This window comes from Paenarthrobacter sp. MSM-2-10-13, from assembly GCF_011605365.1.
Taxonomy (GTDB): domain Bacteria; phylum Actinomycetota; class Actinomycetes; order Actinomycetales; family Micrococcaceae; genus Arthrobacter.
The window spans coordinates 39,081-64,296 of record NZ_JAAOXO010000008.1; the positions used below are offsets into that span (position 1 = coordinate 39,081).

22 protein-coding genes and 1 pseudogene are annotated in these 25,216 nt (G+C 59.3%); 17 read left to right on the plus strand and 6 right to left on the minus strand.

The features are described 5' to 3' along the window. Positions 1–82: 82 nt before the first annotated feature. From HAV21_RS15205 to HAV21_RS15215, 3 genes are all read right to left on the minus strand, one after another. Positions 83–1,327, minus strand: a complete 1,245-nt coding sequence (locus HAV21_RS15205) for a hypothetical protein (protein ID WP_243753318.1) — start codon at positions 1,325–1,327, stop codon at positions 83–85. Between the two features lie 1,340 nt (positions 1,328–2,667). Beyond that, on the minus strand, positions 2,668–5,286 hold the full coding sequence (locus HAV21_RS15210; protein ID WP_166842318.1) for a toll/interleukin-1 receptor domain-containing protein: 2,619 nt from the start codon (positions 5,284–5,286) through the stop codon (positions 2,668–2,670). Continuing rightward, positions 5,286–7,910: a hypothetical protein gene (locus tag HAV21_RS15215; RefSeq protein ID WP_166842319.1), complete on the minus strand. Its 2,625-nt coding sequence runs from the start codon at positions 7,908–7,910 to the stop codon at positions 5,286–5,288. The genes HAV21_RS15210 and HAV21_RS15215 overlap by 1 nt, the downstream gene beginning before the upstream one ends. A 286-nt stretch (positions 7,911–8,196) precedes the next feature. On the opposite strand from HAV21_RS15215, the pseudogene HAV21_RS15220 reads away from it, so the two are divergent. From HAV21_RS15220 to HAV21_RS15270, 11 genes and pseudogenes are all read left to right on the plus strand, one after another. After that, positions 8,197–8,630: pseudogene (locus HAV21_RS15220) on the plus strand (DDE-type integrase/transposase/recombinase); the annotation flags it as partial. Between the two features lie 139 nt (positions 8,631–8,769). Next, positions 8,770–9,324: a TIR domain-containing protein gene (locus HAV21_RS15225; RefSeq protein WP_166842320.1), complete on the plus strand. Its 555-nt coding sequence runs from the start codon at positions 8,770–8,772 to the stop codon at positions 9,322–9,324. Beyond that, positions 9,314–10,219 carry a DUF4231 domain-containing protein gene (locus tag HAV21_RS22500; protein ID WP_166842321.1) on the plus strand — a complete coding sequence of 302 codons (906 nt, stop codon included), beginning with the start codon at positions 9,314–9,316 and terminating at the stop codon, positions 10,217–10,219. The genes HAV21_RS15225 and HAV21_RS22500 overlap by 11 nt, the downstream gene beginning before the upstream one ends. Before the next feature lie 302 nt (positions 10,220–10,521). Continuing rightward, on the plus strand, positions 10,522–11,496 hold the full coding sequence (locus HAV21_RS15235) for a TIR domain-containing protein (protein WP_166842322.1): 975 nt from the start codon (positions 10,522–10,524) through the stop codon (positions 11,494–11,496). 9 nt (positions 11,497–11,505) lie between these two features. Beyond that, a complete protein-coding gene (locus tag HAV21_RS15240; RefSeq protein ID WP_166842323.1) occupies positions 11,506–12,501 on the plus strand; it encodes a LacI family DNA-binding transcriptional regulator in 996 nt (331 codons plus the stop codon). Positions 12,502–12,700: 199 nt separating this feature from the next. After that, entirely contained in the window at positions 12,701–14,014 is a 1,314-nt protein-coding gene (locus HAV21_RS15245) for an ABC transporter substrate-binding protein (RefSeq protein WP_166842324.1), read from the plus strand. A gap of 2 nt (positions 14,015–14,016) precedes the next feature. Continuing rightward, a complete protein-coding gene (locus tag HAV21_RS15250; RefSeq protein WP_166842325.1) occupies positions 14,017–14,958 on the plus strand; it encodes a sugar ABC transporter permease in 942 nt (313 codons plus the stop codon). Further along, positions 14,955–15,854 carry a carbohydrate ABC transporter permease gene (locus HAV21_RS15255; protein WP_166842326.1) on the plus strand — a complete coding sequence of 300 codons (900 nt, stop codon included), beginning with the start codon at positions 14,955–14,957 and terminating at the stop codon, positions 15,852–15,854. The genes HAV21_RS15250 and HAV21_RS15255 overlap by 4 nt, the downstream gene beginning before the upstream one ends. A gap of 38 nt (positions 15,855–15,892) precedes the next feature. Continuing rightward, entirely contained in the window at positions 15,893–16,996 is a 1,104-nt protein-coding gene (locus HAV21_RS15260; protein ID WP_018778751.1) for a Gfo/Idh/MocA family oxidoreductase, read from the plus strand. A 1-nt stretch (position 16,997) separates the two neighbouring features. Further along, positions 16,998–17,747, plus strand: a complete 750-nt coding sequence (locus HAV21_RS15265) for a ThuA domain-containing protein (protein ID WP_166842327.1) — start codon at positions 16,998–17,000, stop codon at positions 17,745–17,747. A gap of 96 nt (positions 17,748–17,843) precedes the next feature. Then, positions 17,844–18,254 (plus strand): hypothetical protein, encoded by a 411-nt coding sequence (locus HAV21_RS15270; RefSeq protein WP_166842328.1) that lies wholly within the window; start codon positions 17,844–17,846, stop codon positions 18,252–18,254. 394 nt (positions 18,255–18,648) lie between these two features. Here HAV21_RS15270 and HAV21_RS15280 read toward each other — a convergent pair whose 3' ends face one another. The 3 genes from HAV21_RS15280 to HAV21_RS22300 all read right to left on the minus strand — a co-directional run bounded on the left by HAV21_RS15280 (position 18,649) and on the right by HAV21_RS22300 (position 20,932). Beyond that, positions 18,649–19,344, minus strand: a complete 696-nt coding sequence (locus HAV21_RS15280; RefSeq protein ID WP_208096941.1) for an EamA family transporter — start codon at positions 19,342–19,344, stop codon at positions 18,649–18,651. 518 nt (positions 19,345–19,862) lie between these two features. Beyond that, positions 19,863–20,447 (minus strand): hypothetical protein, encoded by a 585-nt coding sequence (locus HAV21_RS22295; protein WP_243753320.1) that lies wholly within the window; start codon positions 20,445–20,447, stop codon positions 19,863–19,865. 47 nt (positions 20,448–20,494) lie between these two features. After that, positions 20,495–20,932 carry a hypothetical protein gene (locus tag HAV21_RS22300; protein WP_243753321.1) on the minus strand — a complete coding sequence of 146 codons (438 nt, stop codon included), beginning with the start codon at positions 20,930–20,932 and terminating at the stop codon, positions 20,495–20,497. A 233-nt stretch (positions 20,933–21,165) separates the two neighbouring features. Here HAV21_RS22300 and mpaB point away from each other — a divergent pair, with 233 nt between their 5' ends. The 6 genes from mpaB to HAV21_RS15310 are packed head-to-tail and all read left to right on the plus strand — an operon-like array spanning position 21,166 to position 25,199. Then, positions 21,166–22,191, plus strand: coding sequence for a daptide biosynthesis RiPP recognition protein (mpaB, locus tag HAV21_RS15290; protein WP_166842331.1), 1,026 nt, complete (start codon positions 21,166–21,168; stop codon positions 22,189–22,191). Continuing rightward, positions 22,188–23,477 (plus strand): daptide-type RiPP biosynthesis aminotransferase, encoded by a 1,290-nt coding sequence (mpaD, locus tag HAV21_RS15295; RefSeq protein WP_166842332.1) that lies wholly within the window; start codon positions 22,188–22,190, stop codon positions 23,475–23,477. The genes mpaB and mpaD overlap by 4 nt, the downstream gene beginning before the upstream one ends. Beyond that, positions 23,474–24,658 carry a daptide-type RiPP biosynthesis dehydogenase gene (gene mpaC, locus HAV21_RS15300; protein ID WP_166842333.1) on the plus strand — a complete coding sequence of 395 codons (1,185 nt, stop codon included), beginning with the start codon at positions 23,474–23,476 and terminating at the stop codon, positions 24,656–24,658. The genes mpaD and mpaC overlap by 4 nt, the downstream gene beginning before the upstream one ends. A 32-nt stretch (positions 24,659–24,690) precedes the next feature. Continuing rightward, positions 24,691–24,831: a daptide-type RiPP gene (locus HAV21_RS15305; protein WP_160147628.1), complete on the plus strand. Its 141-nt coding sequence runs from the start codon at positions 24,691–24,693 to the stop codon at positions 24,829–24,831. A gap of 45 nt (positions 24,832–24,876) precedes the next feature. Next, positions 24,877–25,002, plus strand: coding sequence for a daptide-type RiPP (locus HAV21_RS22505; protein ID WP_274595832.1), 126 nt, complete (start codon positions 24,877–24,879; stop codon positions 25,000–25,002). Between the two features lie 59 nt (positions 25,003–25,061). Continuing rightward, the gene (locus HAV21_RS15310) at positions 25,062–25,199 is read left to right on the plus strand and encodes a daptide-type RiPP (RefSeq protein ID WP_160147629.1); all 138 of its coding nucleotides are present in this window, start codon (positions 25,062–25,064) and stop codon (positions 25,197–25,199) included. Positions 25,200–25,216: the final 17 nt, after the last annotated feature.

Sequence of the window (25,216 nt, forward strand, 5' to 3'; positions counted from 1 at the left end):
CACCCGGCAGGAGGGCGCCACGAGAGCGGGGGCTTGGGCCACCCGGGCGGGGGATTGAAAATCATTGTTTGCTCAGCCGACATCAGGAAGTACGCACTCCAGAGACATTGGCTGGAACCAGACCGAGCGGATTCTTCGAGACTGAAGCCCCAAGATGCTCAAGAGTGGCGGACGGTACGACGGCTGAAAGATCAATGTCGGCGAAGGCGTCGCGTGGGACAGCTACAGCAACGAACGGAATGTAGGTGTCGCGGCCAGTCGCCGGGTTGATGGTATTCGTTCCCACTTCCAGAGAGATGCTCTGGATCAAACCGCGCCGGTCCGCTTCAAAGACCTCGTGCAGTGTACGCAACGCGACTTGGTGCACAGCGCCGGAATACCGGTCCTTTGAGTCCTTCTGAGACAAAGCAACCGGCGTGATTTCATCCGATGCTTTGACGTACTTGTAGGACTTGATCGTTGGGACACTGTCCGGGCCCGGTACGAGCGTTCGCAAGGCAAGCTCAGCAGTCGCAGGATCGAATTCGGATTCGTGCTCCACCTCGAAAGCTTCGGGGTACACGGAGTTCGCGAGCACGATTCCAACGTACTCCTGCACTGCGTCGACGACGCCATAACCCAAGCCCGCGATCAACTGATCCAGGGAGGCGTTGTGTTCGGCGACTTCTGTTTCGCGAGCGGCGCACTCGGCCTCGTAGACCTTGCGCGCTTGCGCAAGTTGCTCTTGCCGTCTCGTCTCGGCTGCCGCATGACGTTCCGCGAGTTGACGACGGCGCTCGGGCAGCCGCTTCATCTCAACCTCCCAGGCACCACGGGCAGCTGCGTACTCTGCTTCAGCCTGGGCTTGCGCTTCAGCTAGCTTCTTCTTACGGCCAAACAACCCAGCCGGGGGAGCAGGAGGCTGAAATATTGGCTCCTCGGGATCCAAGAGGACAACGGGGGGAGGCGTCGGAACCTCGAGTGACCGATCAAAAGGAGGATGCTTTGCTGTCTGCCGGAGTGATTCAAGATCCACGTAGTCGTCAACGTTGAGAGTTGCTTCCAGAAGAGAATCGACTTGGTCGTATACGGCAATAAGCTCGGCGTTCAGTTGCTCCACTTCAGCCTGTTTGGCAGCGACGTGGGCATCTGCGGCTTCCTTCTCCAAACGCTTCCGCTCAGCCTCTGAAGCCCGCTGGAACGCAGCAGTTGCTCGTTGTTCCGCCCTAAAGGCTTGCTCTGCCCGCCGGGCTGCGGCCGCCTGCTCACGGACTGCGGCCCGCTGCCGCTGTTCAGCCAGCCGCGCCTGATGCTGCATTTCTGCGAAGAATCCCCGACGACGCCCCATTACCAACCTTTCACTGAATTTTCGTTCACCATATCAAGGGGGTACGACGTCTCTTGTCCGAACTTCGAGAAACGACGAACAAGGGACAGAAATAGTGGTCTATGCCATTAAGAAACAGCCTCTAGCGTTGGGACATGAGCATGGATGTTTTCAGATCGACCTTGTCCTACTGTGTTTGCGAAACCGGGGAGCGGTCTTCGCAAGCGCTGCACGAAGGCCCGTCTCCTGAGAGAGGACGGTGCCCATGTGACAGGCTCCACGTTTGAACTTGCCCTATTCAACGCAAGCCAGCACCGCCGGAGACCGATGCCAAGTGCGCCCAGGAAATTGCCAACTGGCCGACCGTAAACTGCACGATCACGGTGGGAGACTTTGCTGTTAGGAACGAGCGGAGATGGGGCATCGGACCACGTTGTGATGCGGGTGCTGCCCGGTCAAAAGCAGCTCCGATTGGTGTGTGGAGCGGTCGCTGCTCTGCGGGAAGCGGTTCCTGACGTGCCAACCGCTGGAATGCTGGGCTTGGCACTAGTCTTTGCACAGTAGTGAGAAATCAAAGGAGGGGCATGAGGTCTGGGAGATCACGCTGGATGGCTTGGCGGTCTGTCGGCATGGGGGGCGTTGCGATCCTGCTGTCAATGATGCTGAGTTCCTGTAGTTCGTCGGGCGGGTCCGCGACATTGCCTGTCCCGACATCGTCGAATGATACGGCGACCTTCAAAGACTCAGAGATGGGGCTTAGTTTTAACTACCCTTCCGTGTGGTCGGTGACGAAACCTTCAGACCCCCGGATCAAGACGGGGGCCGAAGTTCGCGACTCCTCAGGCAGATCTATAGCGGTACTGAATTTCGATACGCCACTCGATTTTCAGCCTTGCGCAACGCTCAAGCCCTATCAGCTCCTTGACTCCACGCCCGCAAACATCCCGGGAATGGATACATCAGCCGCGCCGACAACCATAAAGACAGAGATAGTGAATGTGGGGTCGGACGCATCCTACTACCCAGACGGTAAGCCGCTGCGATTGGGCATTTCTCTGTATTCGGGTCCTGGGCAACCTGTGGGGACTACGAAGGTGTGCAACTTGGCAGCCTTTTTTCAGTCGAACGGAAAGTATGGCTTCTTTTCGGCTGGCCTTGGTTTTAATACGATGCACGAAGTAACGGAATACACTACAACGAGCGAATACGCACAGATTCGGGGGATGCTAGCGTCACTTCGGTTTTTCTAGGTCTAAAGCTATAAAATGAGACTTCTTTGCTTACGTGTTGCCCTCTGTTCCATAATTAAGTGCTCAAATGAACACACAGACCCTTCGTGCGGAAAATGGTGTTTAGTTTTTTCACAAGATGGTCCGCACGATGCGTGCTGGCTCGTCTGAAGATGCCGTTGGTGGAATAAGTTGTACGACGGTGTGACCGTCCGGGCTGATCTTGACCAGGCGAGCGTCGGCCTTGGTCGCAACTTTGGCAATGGGTTGAAGGTTTTCACCGTCTACGACCCACACAGAGAAACTTCCTGTGAGAGCAACCAACAGCGTGTGACCGTCTTCGGATACTTGTATGTCAGCGGCCATAGGTCCAAACATCTGTGAGTTGAGAAGTTGCAGGTCCTTCGTATATTTGTTGATGCGTCCGCTTCCACCGACAACGACGACGGTGTGATCCGGAAGAACTCTCGCATGGGTAATTCCAGCGACGCCAGTGGCTGCGCGAGCAATGATGTTGCCGACACCATCTACCACGAGGACATTTCCAAAGGAAGTGGCAAGGATCTGGCGGCCTTCGTCCAGCACGACGGAGGACACCAATTCTCCATTTGAAAGCTTTGGCAAGGAAATCTCCTGCGCCGGGGTCGAGAAATCTAGGCTGAGCTGAGCAACGAAGCCCGATCCGGAGACAATGACAGAGTTTCCCTGATCCGCGGTTCTCATAGTGCTGATAGTTCCGGGCATCTTTGGCGATGCTCTTATGCCATCAACTGTGATGGCAAAGACCCTGTCGCCAGCTGCAACGTATGCGGTACCCCCATGTGTAACCGTCCATGGGGACGGTGCGGACTCGAGGCTACCGAGGCTTGAGCTGCCGGCACTATTAACTAGTTGCGCTTGGCCCGACGAAGTCACCGTCACAACGCCGTCACGAATGGGTACTGCAACGACGGCGTTAGCCACGGCTGAAGCCCACGGAACTGACTTGATGGTGAGTAAGTCGACTCGACCATCGGCGTGGACAACTATGGAGTGGCTGCTGTCTGCAGAGTTCGCGATGACGACTCGAGTAGAGCGGTCGCGTTCATCGATGCCGTCGGCGGGAACGGAACCACCGCTAGGTAGAGCTTGCGGTCTGGCGTCCAACATCGGAACGCCCCAGGCCTTGCCGTCGGGCGCGCATCCGAGGCCATTCAGCTCGGTACCGACGAACTTTTTACTGACGGGTTCTCCCGCTAATGACAATGCGACGTGGGCGCTGGTCTTTAGCGGGCCCTTAAACCCGGCGACAACATGAACTACTTCGCCGCATTGAAAAAGCCTATTCGTAGATGCACTGTCAGGAGTGGTCGTGTTACGAGAGGAATCGCTGTCCGCTGGGACCAAGCCGACGGTGATTTCCTTAGACGGAGGACCAGCAGTTGTGGCTGAAGGTGCAAATTTCCTCACGTGGACAACACCATTAGTAGTAAGCGTAAAAATGTTTGCGGGGGAGGCTGTGATATGAAATGCCGCCACAGAGCCGAAGCCGCTCGAGACTGGCCGCGAAGCCTCAGTCGGGCACCCCATTGACCGGAAAAGGCTTCCATCGGCGTTAATCCACCATAAGCCACCTGTTTCATCGACATCAATTGCAACGACTTTGGTCTGCACAGACTCCGTAATCCGATGATCAGGGACATCGATGCAGCCCAGCGCTCCCGAGGTGCTAATCCAGAAACCGAACCGTCCATCGGGACTTATCGCGAGAGGAAGTGAGGATCCTGATGTGAGGGGCAGCGTCGTTACCTGCCCGGCAGCCACGTCAGTTACGTAGAGAGAAGAGCCCTGAATGACTAGCGCGGATCTTCCATCGTTGGAGATAGCAGCGGATGATGCTGTACCGGATGGTACAACAACGGTTGAGCGGTAGGTTCTCGCGTTCACAGCCTTGAGGGCCGCTCGAGTGGCGTCGTTATTGTCGAGGTCGTATCCGCGCTGGGCCAACTGGACCGAGTCAGATGTCGTCTGTGCTTGCATCGCTTGTTGCGCCAACTGCAGAGACGCCGTGTAATTGGCGCGGTTAACTGCAGCCGCGCTGCTTACACCAGCCTGCTGGCTCGCCACGGACGCCACAACACTTAGCGTTGCTAACGTCGCGATGACTACGGCCAACGAAATACCTAGCCATCGTCGGCGTCCCCGCCCGACTTTAAGGAGCTTGTCCACTCGCGCTGTAAGCTCACTGTCCTTCGCGAGGCCAAACTGTGGTAGCTGAGCCATAGACAGGAGTTGCGCATCCTTTATTTGTAGACGCCCGAATCCAATTCGGGGGGACGTTCCTGAATTCAGTTCTGCCACCAAACGTGCATGGGCGGCCGCTACGTTGTTGCCCTCAGAGAGTTGCGGCAGGAGGTCTAGGGGCTGATGCTCCGGCGCCCTGGCAAAGACCTCAAGCGGTTTTTCTTCGATCCCATCCCCTAGGGCTGCAACACGTTTGCCCATATCCTTTGCATGTTGATGCTCATCAGCGCAGTACTTCGACTGATGCCACGCCGCGGTCTCCAGGATAAGGAACGTAGAGGCATCGTCAATTGCAGCTTGGATGATCTTCCAGTGTTCCTGTCCACCTGGAATGCCGCCCCGGATGAGTCCCCCGGCGTCGGTTGCCTTGTCCATCCAAACGCTGTGCCCACTTGATCGGAGGGTTTCGACAACCTGCTGAGCACGATTTCTCTCGACGGATGCGTAAGAGATTACGAAGTCGGCCATCAGCCAGCTCCTGTGGTGATCACAGTATTCTTAAGAGAAACAGCCTCTTCGCCCGATAGTTCTCGCGGTGAATCCCGTTCCAAGGTCTGGAGCAGCTGATCTTCAGTAGAGAGGTTCAGTTTTTGGAATCCACCGTCTGCCCTCAACAACCAGACCGTACCGCCGTCAATCACCAAGTCACGGATGACCGCAAACCGTGCTTCCTGAGGAGTGAGGTCTAGTAGCACATGTCCATCCACAGGATTCACTACTGCCCCTCCAGACAGGCCTATGACGGCAACTTGCGAGCCATCGTTGGAGACTCGAAGTGCAAAAGCCCCCAACCCGGCGTCGAGTTGCAGGATCTTTCGCAACTCTCCATCGGATTCTTCCGCCAGCGTTCCGTTAGTGCCGATAGCAAAAATGCTACCTCCAGGGGCAGCACCAGCTGCGGCAACCGGCGAGCCGAGCTCTGCCAACGAAATGCTGGGTGCATCGTCGCGAAAAATCCTTCCATCACTTAGGACCGTCGCCGTCGAGTCGTCAGTTACCCCAATCCAAACCGGTGTTGCCGTCGAGTTGAAGGATGTGGTGTGGAACGAACCATCAGCTCCGATCGTAACCATCTCAGTGGACGTAGCGAATCCGACGCGGGTGCCTTTATCGTTAGCAGCGGCAACTAGTGGATCGAACGAGTCACTAACCTTGGTGCGCCACAACACCTGTAATTTTTGTACGTCGATGACAGTGAAGACATGGTCCGGCACGTAATGGAGAGTGACTTTTCCGGGCAGAGGTATGGTTGCGGACGGACTGTTTCCGACGAACATACCGGCGATCTTTCTGAAATCAGATGAGTCAAGGATCGCGGCTGTTCCATTGGACGCATTTGATGCGACGATGGCAGTTCCATCAGTCGAAAGAACTGCTTGAGGTCGGTCCATCGCCCTCTTTGAGGGAGCAGCCCGCGAAAACAAATCCGAACGAAGCTGATCGCTGCCGTTTGGATATGCGATCGATGGGGGCGATTCCCAGAGCCTCAAATACCCGTCAGCCCCAATTGTTGCTGTCCGTCCATTCGGTAAAGCGCCAATTCCAACGACTGGACCACGGTGCGACACATAACTGCTAAGAATTGTGCCGGAACTAATTCCAATCTGAGTCGTCGGACGTACGTTGTCGCCAATTGCCCAAGTCGTGCCGGTGCTCACGACCATGCTCCCGCTTCCACGGACATCCACGGAGGTTAGGCCGGCATCAGTTCGTTTGAAGCCCTTCGCGCCGTCTGACAGCGCAACATAGACCAGGGTCCCGTCATCGCTGGTAGCGAGGTCACGACCGCCGGTAACATCGATGGTTTTTGTGGCCATTGCTGTTCCGGTTGTTAAGTCCACTGACAAGAGCTGGTTTCCGTCTAGCACCGTAGCCACCGGCACATGTGCCGCCGTCGAGAAAATTAATTGCTCTGGATTGTTGATGGAAACCTGTGTTTGAGTCACAACGCCTGCCGGGATATCGCGGATCCCCAAACGGCCGTTTTTTAGGAACACGGCTCTGGAGTCGTTGGTCCAGCCGCAGAAACTGCCGTCTACCTCATCGATTGTGTTCCCAGTTCCACTGTCAACCAAGCGCGTTCCTAGGGCAAGGAGCTTTCCGCCAGGTGCCAAGGCTACGCCGGGTGAGTCCATCGGGTTTGAAGGGATGGAACGGATGAGTCGACCATCGTCACCACGTCGAATTTCAGTGATTCCGTCGACATACTGAACAGCGATTGTTCCCGACTCTCGGTCAGTGGACAGAAAACGCGGAAGGGCTTGGAGACGGACGCTCAAATGGGTCGGAGCGCTTTGAACTACACGGCGGGCCGCTGCTATTGCTTCAGCAGTGTTGCTCTGGTGGAGAGCCTCTTCCGCAAGCAACCACGGCAGATCTGGATCCGTTCCGATAAGACTCGTGGCAAGACCAGCCAACCGCACGCTTTCCGCGCCGGCAGTTCTGTTATTGGCCAGAAGGCGGGACGCATCAGCCTCGTGCTGTTGGATCAATGCGATCCCGGATGCAGCAGTCAAAGCCGCCGCGACAACTCCGGAGATCCATGCCAACAGGCGGTTTCTGCGTTGCCGTCTGTCAACGCCGGCCCTGACATAAAGATTCACGTTCCTCGTGGCTACGGATGAAGCCTTACTGAGTACCCGGATTGCTTCATCAACAGCTGCTCCTCGGAGGAGGTGGCTGGGTGCCTTGTCAGCCACACTCCATTGGCGTGCCTTGTCCTCGAGAAGTGTCAGAGCCGCGAGCGAACCGCCACCGATGCTCCAAACAAGCATGATGTGGTCAGCAACGTGCTCGACTCCTAACTCACCGAGGTAAAGCTGGGAGAGGTCGCTGAGTACGGGGGAGGCGTCTAAACCTTCGACGACGGGAAGGATCCGACCCTGAAAAGGGCGTAGGGCGTCAACTTTGATTTTTGAGTCCCCAGAATGCCGGCTGATGGCAACTACAACGACACCGCTCGTACGCGTCGGAATGTTCGTAGTGGGTCCCGTCACCACGACACCTCGAGATCTGAGTTCCTGTGCGAGATGCTCAAAAATATCGGCGGGATCGCCAGCGCTATAGATCCAGATGGGTTCACCTTGCGGCATGAGCAAAAGGTTACTAAGCCAATCGGTCACACCATGTGTGAAGGGCCGTGTCGGCGAATTATGAAGCCTTGTAAGAAGTGGCGACTACGCGCCAAAAGGACAGCCAGCAAGACAGCTTTCCGGAGGTGGTTGCGATTGCGGTTCTGGACGGCATGACTTGGCTAGCTTGTCCGGGCGGGACTTCTAGGGTAGTGCGGACAAACGATCCAGTGACCGAGCCAGTCCAGCGATATGGGGCGGACCACTCCTGCCATATGGGCCGGGTGTGCCGTCGAGGCAAGCTCTCCTCTGCGCGTTGAAGGACGTCTATTCCGGAATGATCGTCGGGTCCTAGATGGACAGCGGATGAAGTCCTCGCTCGCCGTGGCCGCACTGGAAATCGCCGCACGGGGCGGCAAACCTGCAGGAAATGTAGGGCGTTCGGACCGCGGCTCCCAGTTCAGGACACGCCGGTTCGTCGAATCGCTTCGTCACCACGAGCTCACCGGATCGATGGGCAGGGTCGGTGCGGGCGCGGACAGCGCCGCAATGGAATCGTTCTTCTCGCTGCTGCAAAAGAACATCCTGGATGTAAGCGGTGGCTCACAAGACAAGAACTCAGACTGGCCGCCACAATCTGGATCGAAGGGACCTACTCCCGCCGACGAAGGCAAAGACGGCGGGGAGCTCACGCCCATCCAATATGAAACAATCAACCTGACCGTGCTCACAGCGGCCTAGGACCCCGAGTCAAAGAAAGCCGGGGCTTTTCCTTCGTCTGATGACTAGCCCTCATAAGCGGGCTAGCTTGCGCTCAGAACCGTTCAATGTCATCACGATTCGCTAGAGTCGAAACAACCTATCGGAAAGGCCCTTCACCATGGCGAGTATCCTCAAGTCATTTACGCGTCACAAGACCTTCGTCTCCTACCATCATGCCGACGAAGCTGAGGTATCGACTTTCATCGACCACTTCGATCACGACCACGACGTATTGATTTCTCGCGGCATCGGCGCATCCATGGCTGGTGATGTTATTAACAGCACCGACGCTGACTACATCAAGCAGCGAATTCGGAGCCTATACCTCCGGGACAGTTCGGTCACGCTCGTGCTTGTTGGAGCCGAGACGTGGGGGCGGCGTTTCGTTGACTGGGAGATTGCAGCTTCCTTGCGGAATACATCCACATCGTCGCGCAACGGCCTCCTTGCCATAACACTTCCATCAGTGGCGAACCTCACTCGCCAACTTCCTTCCAGGCTCGCGGACAATGTTGATTCGTCCGATGTTGACCTTGCCTACGCTCGGTGGATGAAATATCCATCAAATGCGGCCACTTTAGCTGAGTGGATTGATGCAGCCTACAAGCGCCGTTCGACCCACGATCACTGGGTCAACAACAGCCGCCCTCTCCGACTGCGCAATGCAAGCTGAGAAACCGCACCTCAGTGATGAGCAGCTTCCGGCATTCTTTCTCGCCTCCGACGCAGCTTCTGGAAAGGCTCAACGAGCAGCCTTGAACGCAAACCGTGTCAGGCTGATTGGCGCGATCGGCGCGGCAGTAGGTGGCGCCTTTTCTCTTAGCATTGGACACTTGGATTTATGGGCGCTGGTCGCCCTTGTCGGTTTCATTGCAGCTTTCAGTGCTGAACTATATTTGGCGTCTCAGCAACCAGAGCGTGACTGGTACCAGGCCCGTGCTGGTGCGGAGTCAGCTAAGACTCTGAGCTGGAGGTACGCAGTGTGTGCTGACCCCTTCTTCGTAGACCTACCAGCTAAGGAAGCCGATAACTTATTCCGAGCCAGGATTAGTCAGGTTGCGAAGCAGGTCTCCCCAGCCGTTGCGCTGCCCTCGGGTGACGGGAGTTCCCCAACCCCGGCTATGAAACTTGTCCGAAATCTAAGCCTCGGAGAGCGTCGGGAGATATACCTTACGGGCCGAACACGTGCCCAGCGCGATTGGTACACGCGGAAGTCTGCAGCCAATAAGAAAGCGGCTGCATGGTGGCGTGGAAGCCTGCTTGTTGCTGAGGTAATCGCAGTTACACTCGCCGCAGGTCGATTGTTTGGCGGGTGGGAGCTTGATCTTGCTGGCGTATTGGCTGCAGGAATCGGTGCAGGAGCGGCCTGGTTAGCTTTAAAGCAACATACTGTGCTGCGCTCCGCATATGCACTCACTGCTGCCGAACTCGAGAAGCAGGTTGCCACTCTAACTGCGGCGGAGGACGCCAACTGGTCCGAGTCTGTTGCCGATGCCGAGGAAGCGATAAGTAGAGAGCACACCATGTGGCTTGCCTCTCGTGGCGAAGTTAATGAGGTGACTGGTTAGAGAATTCGTTTGGTTCGGGCGTAATGAGTGCCGCAGAGCAGGCTCTAACGTCCCTGATTCTTGATCAACAGGACCTCAAACGACAAAAGCGGACTATCTTCCCAATCCGTGGACGCAAGAGATGAAACCACGGTGAGAGTCGCTGGACAACGTCCTACCAGGGGGCATCCGTAAGTCGATAAATACGAGTGAGGGGCTAGTCTCAATCGGTTCGCCGTAGTGGAATGTTTCACTGCCAAATCGAGATCCTGTCGTCTGGACGAAAATCGTTGTCTAGCCAGGTCGGACCGTATGATTCAAGCATGGTTCGACCCGATCCCCTGCAAGCCGCTGCCAGCTACTACACCGCAGAGCGGTGGCAAGAACAGGAATGGCGTCAATTCGGTCGAGAGACCGGTACTTCTGACATTCTGTCCTCACACCCTCGGCTGTACCGGTCCCTTTCTTTCGGCGACGACGATTACCCGGACGCAGCCGGGGAAATTGTTGCTCGGATTCTCGACGAGGGTGTTAGCGATAACGCCAATGAAGCCGAACGTATGGATCTAATCGCCGACGCAATGCCCGACTTACCGACGTGGACAGCTGAGCACGCGCCCAGCCGGACTAAGCGCCTGTTTCAGGATTACCTCGATGCCAGAGATCCTTCTGAGATTCCACCGTCGTGGTTAGACACATCCACACAAGGAGCCGACGTCTCACCGATCGAGCAGACTTTCTCTCAATCAGGCTCACCAGAGAGCTTTTGGGTGACGCCGGCGGAGAAAGCCTGGGACCCGCCGCGATTCGACACGATGTCGCCCCCTACAACCACGGGCTCACCAGCAGAACAACCCTCGGAACGACGTATTTTCGTGGTGCACGGCCACGATGAACCGGCACTGCACTCAATCCAGGTCTACGTGCACCGGGAGACGGGCATCATGCCAATATCCCTCGCGCAGGAGGCTGGCGCCAGCATGACCATCATCGAGAAATTCGAGAGTTACGGAGAGAAGACGTCATATGCGATCGTCCTGCTCACCCCGGACGACGTAGGCCAAACCCTTGGCGATCACAGCGCAGGGCTTCCACCCAGTCCGCGAGCACGTCAGAATGTGGTGCTCGAACTCGGTTACTTCATCAGCGCCCTTGGGCGAAAAAACATTGTCGTAGTGAATGCCGGAGTTGAACGCCCATCTGATTTGGCGGGCGTTGGTTACGTGCAGTACCCGGGGACTAACTGGAAAGATGACCTGCGTAAGGAGCTTGTAACGGCCCGTCTCACTATGCGCTAGGAGGTTCTAATGGCTCGGCCGACAGTGCAGGACGTCGCCAGGACTGCTGGCGTGTCTGTAGGGACGGTGTCGCGCGTCTTGAACGGGAGCCCGGCTGTCAGCGAGGCGGCCAAGGAGAAGGTCAACGCGGCCATCCGGGAGCTCAGCTACCGTCCCCTCGCCTCAGCAAGGGATCTCCGAAGAGACCGCACGATGCGCGTCCTGGCCCTTGCCAAGAACCTGGATTCTCTCGTCATCAGCGAAGTCTTCCGAGGTGTCGGGGATGCTGCGGCGGATTCCGGCTACGTCAGCCTCATCGCAGCCACCGACGGGGACTTGGACCGCGAACAGCAACTCGTGGATATGCTGCGCAACGGCTCCGTGGACGGCCTAGTGATCTTTTCGCCGACGATGCCGGACGACGAAGTGAACACAGTCGCCGAGCAACTCAGCGTCATCCAGGTCTGTGAAATTGTCGATGCCGAAGCAGCATTCGGCGTGTCCATCGATGACCGCCAGGCTGCCTACGACATCACCAAACACCTGATCGACACAGGTGCCAGGAAGCTGGCCATGCTCGCGCATAGAGGCGCGCGTTCGGGCCGGCTCCGCGAGGAGGGCTTCCGTCAGGCGCTTGAAGAGGCGGGCTTGGAGTCGGACCAGATCCTGTTGGGCGATGGCAACTTCGGCTTCCACGCCGGCCGTACGCTGGCCAAGAAGCTTCTCACAGCAAAAGACCTCCCGGACGCGGTCTTCTGCGGCACCGACGTAGTCGCAGCGGGGTGCGTTCGGGAACTCACGGATGCCGGACTTAGGGTTCCCGACAACATCGCCGTAGCCGGTTTCGATGACTCTGCCCAAGCAGAAATGTGCGTCCCGGAGCTGACCACGGTGAGGCAGCCGGCCTATGAAATGGGCCGAGTCGCATTCGCTGAACTCCTGGAGCGAATGACCGTCGAGGGCTCACATCGCAAGGGACGAACCTTCCTCCCGCACGAACTCGTCATCCGAGACTCCACCAAATAAAGAGGGTTGACAGCCCTCAGTGGTCCCTGTCACACTACTTTGGAATCGATTCCACGGCCGCAAGGCCGATTCCTTTGAGCACATTTGGAATCGATTCCATGGATCGCAAGCACCACCGGCAAAGAAGCCACCCTCAGAACGCGGGACAGCCAAAACGCGCCCTGAACCCCACCGCCCACAGCCACCAAAGGAGCCACTTGTGGACTTGAACCGACCTGCTTCCCCGCTCCAGAGCCAGAACAAAGCCAGAAACCGCAAAGCCCTAGCCGCAACCGCCATAGCAGCGGCCCTCCTCCTCAGCGCGTGCGGCGGGGGAGCAGCACCCCAAGGTGCCGAGCAAGCGGCAGCTGCCGATCCGGCGTCGGGCGCTAATGCCAGCGGTGCCGTGAACATCTGCGGCGTCAAGGACGCGAGCGGCATCTACAAGGGCACAGCGGAGGCGTTCACGAAGGCGAACGGCAAGGTCACGGCCAAGTACACCGAGATCGGCGCCACCACGGATGAAGCCCGCACGCAGATCGTGCAGCGGCTCGAAGGCAAGTCCACGGAGTGCGACCTCTTCGTCACGGACGTCATCTGGACCTCCGAGTTCGCCTCGCAGGGCTGGCTGCTGGACCAGACCAAGCTGGTGGAAGCCAACAAGGACCGGCTCATTCCCTCCACTGTGGAAACCACCAAGTACCAGGACAAGTACTGGGGCTCGCCGTTCTTCACCAACGCCGGGTTGATCTACTACCAGAAGGACAAGGTGGCCAAGCCCGAGTCCTGGCAGCAGCTCTACGCGGAAGCAGCCAAGGCTCCCGGCAACGGGTACGTCTACCAGGGCAAGCAGTACGAGGGCCTCACGGTGAACTTCCTCGAGATGCTCTACAGCGCAGGCGGCGAAGTCCTCAACGACCAGGGCGACGTCACAATCGACTCCAAGGAAACCCGCGATGTCCTGAACTTCATGAGCGAGGGCCTCAAGAACGGTTCAGCCGACCGCGCCGTCCTCACCTACAACGAAGACCCGGCCCGCCTCGCCTACGAGTCCGGCGACTTCGGGTACCAGCGCAATTGGCCGCACGTCTACCGCCTGCTCAACGCGACACCGCTGGCATCCAGCTTCGCGGTCGCGCCGCTGCCCGCATGGGAAGGCGGCAAGGCCTCCGGCGTGCTGGGCGGCTGGAACCTGGCGATCTCGGCCCACTCCACCAACCAGGCCGGGGCTGTCGCGTTCATCGACTTTGCCACCACCCCGGACTGGCAGAAGCACGTAGCCATGGACTACTCGCAGGCCCCGGTCAACGAAGCGGCCTACTCTGACCCGGCGGTTCTCCAGAAGATGCCGTTCGCCACGGAACTCCTCGCCTCGGTGAAGGGTGCCAAGCCGCGCCCGATCTCCCCGGTCTACCCGCAGATCTCGCAGGCGATCTACAAGAACGTCTACGCCGTCCTCTCCGGCACCGCCACCACTGAGGAAGCCGTGCAGAAGATGGCCGAGGAAATCACCGCCGCCAAGGCGAGCTTCTAGTCATGGCCATCAAAACAATCCCGCCAAGCCGCGGCCCAGCGAAGACAAGCGGCCGCGACCGCGCCGAACGCAAGCTCGCGTTCCGCATGACCGCGCCGTCGCTGGTCATCATGGCGCTGGTTGCGGCGGTCCCCATCGGCTACGCGATCTGGCTCTCGCTGAACCAGTACAGCGTCCGCACCGCCGGCCTGTCTCGTTTCGTCGGCCTGGAAAACTACATCACCGCCCTCGCAAGCCAAGAATGGTGGGCGGCGTTCGGCCAGACCTTCCTCTTCGCGGGCCTCTCCGTCAGCCTGGAACTCGTCCTCGGCACGGCCATGGCGCTCCTGCTCAATCTCGCGTTCAAGGGCCGCGCCGTCCTGCGCACCGTGGTTCTGCTGCCGTACGCCATCATCACCGTGGTCAGCGCCATCACCTGGCAAACGATGTTCCAGCCCAACATGGGCTTGGTCACCAACGTCCTTTCCACGCTGGGGCTGCCGGGCGGCGACGTCGTCTGGCTCGGTGAGCACGGCTATGCGATGGCCGTGATCGTCATGGCCGACGTCTGGAAGACCACGCCCTTCGCGGCGCTCATCATCCTGGCTGGCCTGCAGGTCATCTCCGCCGAAACGTACGAGGCCGCGGAACTCGACGGCGCCAGCAAATGGCAGACCTTCGTCAACATCACCCTGCCGCTGCTGCGCCCGGCAATCGTCCTCGCCGCGATCTTCCGCACCATGGATGCCCTCCGCGTCTTCGACCTGCCGTTCGTGCTCACCCGCGGCGCCAACGGCACCGAATCCATGTCCATGCTCGCCTACACGCAACTGCGCGAAAACCGGCTGGTGGGCGAAGGCTCGGCGCTGTCCATCCTGACCTTCCTTACCGTCATGGTGGTCTCGGTCATCTACGTCCGCTTCGCCGGCGGCAACATCCGCGACGTCGCGAAGGAGGAACAATGAGCACGCTGATTGCAGAACGCCCGACGGCGGAACTCGCCACGCGCACCAAGGCGCCGAAGCGTCGCTTGCGTGGGGAATCGAAACTGCACCCCTTGGTATGGGTGTTCGTGGTGGCCGTCATGGCCTTCTCGCTCATCCCGTTCTACTGGCTGGTCAACACCTCCTTTAAGAAGGGTGCGAGCCTGTCCCAAGGCGAGCTCTTCCCGAGTCAGCCGACGCTCGAGAACTATCTGGTGGTCTTCCAGAACCCCGAGTTCCTCCTGGCCTTGCGCAATTCGGTGATTATCGCCGTCGTGACTACAACCGTGGCGCTGGTGTTCGCGTCCTTCGCCGCCTATGCGCTGGCCCGGTTGAAGATGCGCCGCAAGGCGATGATCCTGACGCTGATCCTCTCGGTCACCACGTTCCCGGCTATTGCCATCGCGGCCCCAATGTTCTCCATCTGGCGCGAGATCGGGCTGTACGACACTCTGCTGGGCCTCATCATCCCGAAGCTGACGTTTGCGTTGCCGCTGGCGATCTACACGCTGACGTCGTTCTTCAAGGAGATCCCGCGTGAGCTGGAGGAATCCGCGTACATGGATGGTGCCACGCCGTTTGTCGCCTTCCGCAAGGTGATCCTGCCGCTGGCTGTCCCCGGCCTGGCCACGACGGCGATCCTGGTGTTCATCTCGGTCTGGAACGAATTCCTCCTGGCCGTCACGCTGACCACCTCGCCGGAAGCCCGTCCAGTGCCGGTGGCGATTGCGTTCTTCAGCGGCACCAGCGAGTTCGACCAACCCCTCGGCACCATCAGCGCCGCGTCGGTGATCATCACTGTCCCGCTCGTGATCCTGGTGCTCGTGTGCCAGAAGCGAATTGTCTCCGGCATGACGGCCGGCGCCGTCAAGGGCTAACCCCAAAACCTAGTAACCACAGAAAGAACAGGAACAACGTGAGCATTCAGCAGCAGGCCCCGTCCACAACCCTCAAAGTGGGAGTTGTGGGCATCGGTTGGGCCGGCCAGCAGCACCTCAAGGCGTACAGCAATATCGACGGCGTCGAGATCGTCGCCGTCGCGGGCATGGAAGCTGACCTTCTTGCCCAGCTGAAGGAGGAATACAGCATTCCCCACGCGTTCGCCCGCTGGGAAGACATGATCGAGCTCGAAGGCCTCGACGCCGTCAGCGTCGCCGTGCCGACGTTCCTGCACGCACCCATCGCCATTGCGTCGCTGGAGCGAGGGCTGCACGTGCTGAGCGAAAAGCCGTTGGCGCGCAACGCCGTCGAGGGTCAACAGATGGTGGACGCCGCCCGCAAGGCTGGCCGCGTCTTGGACGTTGCGTTTAACCACCGCCGCCGCGGCGACATCCAGGCGCTGAAGGAAGTGATCGACGCCGGGACGCTGGGTCGCCCGTACTACGCCAAGGCATCCTGGCTGCGCAGGCAGGGCATTCCGATGCTGGGCAGCTGGTTCACCAACCCGGAACTCGCCGGCGGCGGCCCGCTTGCCGACATCGGCGTGCACGTCCTGGACTACTCGCTGCACCTCCTGGGCGAGCCCAAGGTGCTGGCCGTCTCGGCGTCGACCCATTCCGAACTCGGCCCTCGCGGCCTCGGCGGGAACGCCCGGTACACGGCGTCGAACTCCAGCCACAAGTTTGAAGTGGAAGACTTCGCTTCCGCGTTCATCCGGCTGGAAGGCGGTGGGACCCTGATCCTCGAAGCGGGATGGGCCACGTACCGCGACGAGCGGGACCTGATGGACTTCACGGTTTACGGGACCGACGGCGGAGCGGACTTGCGCTCGGTCGGCGCCTCCGAGAACCCGGTCGCGGACGTCCACGTTTTCACCGAGAAGGACGGCGAAAACGCCGACTTCGAAGTGGTGGCCGAACCCGGGCGAGCCCACCAGGCCGTCGTCGACGATTTCATTGCTGCCGTGCGCGGCGGCGAAACTGTATGGGGAAGCCATGATGGTTCACTGGCCCTCAGCCGGGCCCTGGTGCTCGATGCCTGCTACAAATCCGCCCTCGAACAACGTGAAGTGGTGCTCTGAAATGTCTGATGCGAAATTGAAGATTGTCGTCTGGAACGAGGCCGTGCACGAGGCACGGAACGAGCCTGCCACGATCGGCGAGATGTACCCCGAAGGCATCCACGGTGCCATCGCCGCCGGGCTGCGCGGCTTCTACCCGGACTCGGAAATCACGACGGCGACACTCGCCGATCCCGAGCACGGACTCTCCGAAGAGGTGCTGGAGCAGACCGACGTGCTGCTGTGGTGGGGGCACATCGCACATGGCGAGGTCAGTGACGAGGTGGTGGAGCGCGTGCAGCGCCACGTCCTAGGTGGCATGGGTTTGGTGGTGCTCCATTCCGGGCACTTCGCCAAGATCTTCACCCGGCTGCTGGGGACCACTTGCTCGCTGAAGTGGCGCAACGAGGGCGAACGCGAACTCGTGTGGACGGTCAAGCCGTCACACCCCATCGCAGCCGGCATTGAGAGCCCCATCGTGATTCCGCAGCAGGAAATGTACGGCGAACTGTTCGACATTCCGGAACCCGATGACCTGATCTTCATCAGCTCGTTTGAGGGCGGCGAGGTGTTCCGCTCCGGCGTGACCTTCTCCCGCGGCAAGGGCCGGATCTTCTACTTCAGCCCCGGGGACCAGGAATACCCGGTGTACCACCAGCCGCAGATCCAGAAGGTCATCGCCAACGGGGTTGGCTGGGTGGCGCAGCCCGGCGTTTTCCGGGAAGCGCCCGAGGTCTCCAACCCGGCGCGGGGCTGGTTCGAGGAAGCCTAGCGCAGAGGGCTTCCACTCGTGAATCCTCTGTTCCACACTGGATCTATCTGCTTGTACTGAGCGGTGGATCGGGGCGGGCCGAATCGAGGGAAGGCTATGCAGAAAGCGCGTGTGGCGGCCGTGCTGACCTGGATTTATGCGGCGGCGTTCGGGATTCCTGCGATACCTGTCAGCATCTACCTCCTCCAAAACGGGTATCTGCCGATGTTCATGGACCTGTTCCCGATGTACGCGGGACCGTGGGACGGCCTGGAAGGCTGGGTCTTCGTGTCGCTGCTGATGGCATTCCTGGTCGTGGTCTTGGTGGCGTCCTGCGCTGCTTGGCTCGCATGGAAGGGACGCCGGTCCGGGCTTGTTCTTGGGCTGGCTCTCCTACCTGTCGAAGCGGTGTTCTGGTTGGGCTTCGACCTGCCGTTCCCGTGGTTGTTCGGCGTGGCCCGGGGGTTGCTGTACGCGCTCGCTGTGATGTCCTTGCGTCAACGTCCGGAGGGGCGGCTGGTGGCGTAAGTGCGTTCACTCATGCTCTCCCGCGATTAGCCGTTGCCTTCGGCGCAACCCAATAAATCGATCTACTGCGACTGCAATGGCCATCACGACGAGTCCTATTCCGAAGGCGGTCATCGGGCCATATATTGGCCAGAATATAGCGAATGTGAAAGTGATTTATACGCACTCATGAATCGATTGAGGCACCAAGGATTAGCCACCTATAGGTGGGAAATATCACCTACCGGTCCGCTGCGAAAATGTTATCAACTGACAAATGCGGGGTTTGAAGAATTGGAGCACCGGCACGCAACGTGGAACCCACAGCAGCCACAAACGCATCCCTCTCAGTCCCGGCACGTGTGGAGGAACGAGTCAGACAAGGTGGGTGCCACAGCAATTCATTGGTTTCAACTTATGCTCCTCGTTTTTTAGATTTCAGTTGTCTGCTTGTTTGGGCGCGAGCATCCGTCCAGACGCTAAGTACGGCACACCCGGTGAGAACGATCAGCCCCGTGATCTGTCGGCCGTCCAAGTACTGGTTAAGGCCTAGTACGCCGACGATCGCAGCCAACGCGGGGTCCAAAGCCGACACCATTGCGAAGGGAAGCGCGCGAAGACGCTTCATGGCGAAAAGTTCCAGAGAAAATGGAATAGCTATGGTCAGCAGTGCCACGACAAGCGCCTGGCCCACCCACCGGTCTGCTGTCTGCAAGTCAGGAACTGGGGTTAGGATCTGCCCTGCTAGAACAACTAGGAACGCGACCCACAAAGCCTTGGATAACACTGCCAGCGGATGGGACGCAGTCGGCATAGTCGTCCCCACCTTGATATAAACGCTCAACAGAATCCCGGTAGCCACGGCCCACAGGATTCCCGCGGGATCCGGTCGGCTGGCGTAGTCCACAATGAGGAAAAGTCCTGCCACGGCGCCCAAAACCGCAAGCCGGACCGCCCGAGGGCGCGTACGCAGACAGCCGAGTACCAAGGGGACAATGAATTCAATGGAAACCGCTAGAGACAGCGAAATATGGGAAATTGCTTGATAGAAGCAAAGCTGCATCAATCCCAAAACGACACCATAGCCGACGATGCGGCGCAGGGATACCACAGCGGAGTATCTTACAAACCAGAGGGCAGGAAGGAGTGCCAAAGCTCCGATTCCTACTCTCAGGCACGTCGCAATTCCTGCGCCAGCAGCTCCAATGAGCCCAACGGCCATACCGTTACCGAGCTGAAGCGCGGCCAGGCTCACGGCCACGGCAGCCACACCCGCCGAGGAAGCCCTTGGCTTCCTCATGTAAACCGCGCGAACGACAAAACCACGGCTGCTGTCCCCCATGCCGCCATAGGCCTATATCCCCCAATACGTCGTACCATCTGCCTGCGTACAAGGGAGCCGCTGCTGTATCAGCACAGAAGTGCTGCGCCGACGGTCCGCCTGTAAACCGAACCCAAGATGTCTGAATGCGCTTACAGGGGCGCGTCGATGCTCCCACTATCGAGTGCGTGCAGCTTGGAGTTCGTGACGCAGCTATCCATGCAAACATGCGAGGACGCCGAAGCGTACAAGCTTCTAGGCCGTTTAGGTTTCATCTGACGGGACAACCACTGGCGTCGGCCGCGCAGTTATGTAGTAGAGGGCAGCCCCGCCGCAAACGCCTCTATCCGATCGAACACCTCGGTTTGAGCTAGCTGGGAGGCTCGCCAGTCTTCCGGGATTTGCAGGGAATGATCGGCCCCGGGCACCTCAAAGAACGTCCCGGCACTCTCAGACTTACGTCCGCCGTCCCACAGCTTGTCCAATGAACCGCCGATAAAGAGATCGTCCTTTGAAGACATGCTGATAGTACTTCTGACCCTCTCGTCTGTGAGCAGCGGCGTCAGCCAGATACCCGGGATGCGCTCTTCCTCGGCCCAAGGGATACACAGGGTGCTGAAGGACTTGGCGACAATCAATCGTTGATCGGCGTCTGGTGCGGCCGCGAAAGCCGTCTTAGCGGCAGCCGCCGCGAACTCTTGAGGGCCAGCACCGGGCAAATCGTCAGGAGTCCACCGGACAGCCTGAACATGCCAGCCCAGTGCTCCCAGCATTTCACCAACCCAGAAGAGGACTGGGCCCTCAACCGGGTACCCGGAACCGGGAAGCAGGACGGCTACCTTGGTTCGTGCCGAGTGATCAGTGGAGGGTTTAGCCCAGGTGAAGGATTCCATAAGGCATGCTAACCGGCGACCGATGACGCGAGCCTGACCGCCGGAGATCAGCCTGCGTGCTCCCTTTCCTGATTGAGCGAAAACTCGGGGGCACTCCGATGGAAGTGACCATAACGGCGTAGGCAAAGGTACGTGCCGACGAAGGTGGCAAAGCCCAGAAGTGGCCCGGCCCAGGCGACGATGGGTGAGCCGCGCAGGAACATCGCCACGATGGCAAATGCCGTGGCTGTGATGACGATCGCCGGTTTTTCCGGGGCGAGGTGGTACTGGACCTTCCGGCCGATCTGGCCGTAAAAGAACCCCACGATCAAGGGGAAGACGATGAAAACGCCGCCCACAATCAAAAGCCACGGCATCGCTGCCATGGTGGCGGCGCCGATGGTCAGCCCGTAACAGCCAGCCAGCGTCAGCCAATAGCTGTTGGCACTTTTACCGTGTTTCTTCTTCATGTTCAGACGTCCCCAAATCGGCGAGGGCCCCAGCATAGCGGCTCCCAAGCCGAGCCCGAAGTCATGCAATCAGACGCTGGCTCCGCACACCTAGGCCATCCCAAAACGCCACCTAGTTGCTCCAAATTGACCCCTAATTTCGGCCAAATCACCACCTAGTTTCGCCTTTCCGCCCTGTGGGCCCTGAACCCGCCCATAGTGTCCTTCTCAGAACGCAGCCCCGGATTAAATGCGGAGCTGCCGGTGAAGACAACTATGGGGTTGGGGAAATGAAGCTGAGTCAGCAACAGAGCATTGCCGCCGCTGTGGATCAGTGGATCACAGGGGTACCCGGACGGATACCGGGTCACGTTATTTTTGTAGAGAATCCCGAGCACGCCGATTACGCGAAGACTCTCGCCGGCGAAGGCTCTACGGTTCTGGTTCTGAACGGCGACAAAGCCGACGGCGGCATCGTCACGGCATCGGGGTCATTCGACGCCGCGGGGGAAGAGCTCCTGGTGGACGGCACCCTCAGCTTGGAGATTCAGGACTATGTGGCTATCCCGTTCGTCAATCTGGTGGGTGTGACGGTAGTCAGGATCACCACCAAGGAGGACTGGCAAGCCTTTTTCGACGATGCAGAAGAAGCTGTCCGCTCCGGCCATTTTGTCCAGCAACTCACTGAGGTCAACGCCGTCCTGGCGGAGCGCGGGTTGTTGAGCGGGGCCGCGAAGGACACCCTGTTGCTGACGCGGCTTCACATCACCTGGGATGGTTCCGTCAGGTCCGGTCCCTATGGAACCAAAATCGGCAAGGTAGGTGACTCGCTTCCGGACATCAGAGTCCGGGCCGTTTCTCTGAGGCCGGAGTCCGCCGTTGCCGCTGTCTACTACCCCTGGGCCATTCAGGACTCCCTTGAGGCCAGGACCTGGATCCCGCGCTACCTGGCCGCCTTGGATGCTTGGAAGTTCATTCCCCGTGAAGACCGGGCCACCACAAGCCTGGTCGGATTCGGCACCAGTCTCTACGGCGCCACTCTCAATGACGGCCTCCCGTCAGCGGACGCTCCTTTTATCCTCAAGCGGGCTGCCGAATACACCCTGCTGGACCCTAAGACGGGCCGGCTCTTCAAGATCGGCACGGACGCCGCCGCCATTATTGAGGCCGTCTCCACCATGCGAGACATCCAGGTTGCCGCCAGGGTGGTGGCACCCGCACTCAAGGTTTCAGCTGATGTGGCTGAGAGTGCCGCCAGAGCGGTGGTCACGCATTTTGAACAGCTGGGCATCGACATCATGGGTGCGGGCCGATGACTGTTGAGCCGGTCCTGCCAACCCCGCGGACACAACTTCCCCTCTGGGTTCCGCTAACCACCCAGCATGACTTCGACGAGGCCGGCTACACGGCGGTCAGCGCCAACGGCGTGCACGTCACCTTCGAGGACGGCCAGCAACGGATCTGCGCAAAGAGCGGCCTGTGGAACACCAATCTCGGTTACGGAAACCAACAAATAGCTGAAGCCGTGGCTACGGAACTTCACGCCGCCTCCTACCTTCCGCTGTTCCGCACGTCCCACCGGAAAGCGGTCGAGGCTTCAAGGGCCCTCCTGAGTCTGCCTGCACATGACTTCCAACGAGTGGTGTTCTCCACCTCTGGCGGTGCGGCCAATGACGCAGCGATGAAGCTCGCCCGCCAGTACTTTGTTTTGAACGGCCAGCCCGAGAGGAAGCTCATTGTTGGCCTGAGTGGCAGCTACCACGGGCTGACCTATGGAAGCCAAGCCCTCAGCGGTGATGAACTCGGACAGGCAGTTTACGGCGTGGACCGGCGCAATATCCGCCACATCAGATTCGACGACGACGGCGCGGAACTCACCCGGCTGATGCAAAGGGAAGGGCACAGGATCGCGGCCGTCATCATGGAACCGGTCCTGGGTTCAGGCGCGGAATCAGTGCCGGACGGCTTCATTGAGGAGGTCATCAAACACCGGGACCACCACGGCTACCTTGTGGTCGCCGATGAGGTTGCCACCGGCTTCGGCAGGGTAGAAGGCTGGTTCGCCTCAGATGCCTGGCCTCAACAGCCGGACATTATTATCTCGTCAAAGGGCCTGACCAATGGCACCAGCGCTTGCGCCGCCCTCTTGATAGCCCACCGCGTAACCCAACTCTTTGACGCATCAGAGTCCATCTTTGTTCACGGGGAAACCCAAGCTGGAACACCGGCAACATGTGCCGCGATCCTCAGCACCATCGCTGAGATGAAGCGCTTGGACCACCACACCCTGAACAAGCAGGTGGCTGAGGGTCTCAACACAGTCATTGAAGACCTTCAACACACCCCGGGAGTAGGTAACTCAACGGGTCGCGGCTGTATGCGCGGCCTCAAGCTTCACGCGAAAAACGGCATGCCGCTCTCTTCAGACGGCGTCCTGACTGTAGTGAGGAACATTCATCAAGCCGGTGCCATAGTCCAGCCGGGGCCTGGGCGGATCCAACTGCTGCCTGCCCTGACTTACACGGAGGACAACTTTGCAGAGCTCCGGGACGCCGTAAAGGCAGGCCTGCTCAGTGCCGAACGCGACGGAGTTTTCGAGTGATTGCCGATCACGGGTTGAGGACCCGTTGCGTCATTGCCGACGACGGGACGGCACCAAAGTACGTGGGCGGCCTCACTCGCGGCAGAACGGGCTTGGTAGTCGACCGCGACCTCAAAGTGCACCGAGACAAACTCCTTGAAGGTGACCTCAAAGGTTCAGCTGTCCTGGAACTGACTGCGGAGCCCGTCACCGTGGAAACGCTGAGGACCGTGGGCCGCTTCATCCGCGAAAACGGACTTCAGACGGTGGTGGGACTCGGCGGCGGTTCAGTCCTTGACGCGGTAAAGCTCGCCGCAATCTTTACCGCTGATCCCGCTTTGACCATATTCGCTGAGCGCCACGCCAAGCGCTCCGGACTGTTGGTGTTGCCGCCGATCACCAACCCCAACGATCGTCCCAAGACCATTCTCATGCCGTCCACGGTGGGTACCGGCGCTGAAGTCAGCGCTGTAGCGTGCCTGGACACCGCCGTCGGACGCCGCTTGATTGCCTCGCGTAACTTGGCGGGTGACGTGGCAATGCTCGACGCCGGGCATCTGGCCACCCTGCCCAAGTATCTGGTTTTCGAAGGCCTGCTTGAAGCTCTGCTGAGAGTGGCGGGCACCATGGTTGGCAGCCAGCACAGCATCTTTGACGACGACGGCCATGTCCTCATCCAACGGATGGTCCGGTTGGGAGAGCGGCTGACTCTTTACGATACGGCGGAACTCCGCCTAACTGCGGCCCGCCTCAGCATGGAGACGCACACCGGATGGGCCCTTATGGGCCGCAACCCCTACGGGGCAAGGCACTGGTACCTCGCAAACGAGCTCGCGTACGTGACAGGGGCGAGAAAAATGACGGCGACAGCGTCTGTGATCGGGCCTATCTGGGCCGAAATCACCAACGGTGCAGCAGCCTGGGGCGACCGCCGGAGGCTCCAACAACTGTGGTCCGTGGTCACCGATGCGGTCCCTGAGCTGGACCCGGATCCGGCTCCTGGTATCAACCACCTGATGCGGCGGTGGGGTATCGCCGGACTCGAGAACATCGGCGGCGAAACGCTTCACCTAACCACGGAAGCTGCAATCCGAAACTGGGGCGGATCACTGCCCATGCTCCGCGGCATCGACGCCGCGCAGATTCAGTACGTCCTCCATAGCGCGGCGAGGACACACAGTCTTGTCCGCCCAACCGGGTGATCTACGAGCGACAAGAGGAAGGAGGTGAGTACATGAACAGCACAGCACTCAAAGCCCTGGACCTCAACATCCAAGAGCTGGAGGCCATGGACGTTCCGGACGACTGGGACGAACGCATCAAGGGCATCACGGCAGGACTGGCATTGGTGGGCATCGCGGTGGCCATCACCTGATCGCGCAGCCAACTCAAAACGCGCACTGAAGGGAGGTGAAAACGAATGCAAAATCAGCTCAACATCTCCGTCCAGGAGATCGAGTCGATGGATACCCCGGACTTCAACAACTGGTTCATCGGTGTTTCCCAAGGAGTTGCCATCGGCCTGATCGCCGTCAGCATCACCTAATCAGGGGTCCGCTACACAAGCTCCGCTCCGTATCCAGAGACCTAAGAAAGGAGAAGTCAATGATCGCAGCCTCGAACCTTCAGCTGACCATCGAAGAGCTGGAAAACCTCGACACCCCGGACGATACACCGTGGTACATCCGCGTTGGTGACGTCATCATCATTGCCGGCGTCGTCGTCGGCCTCGCCGCTACCTAAGCAAGTCCACGCGGGTG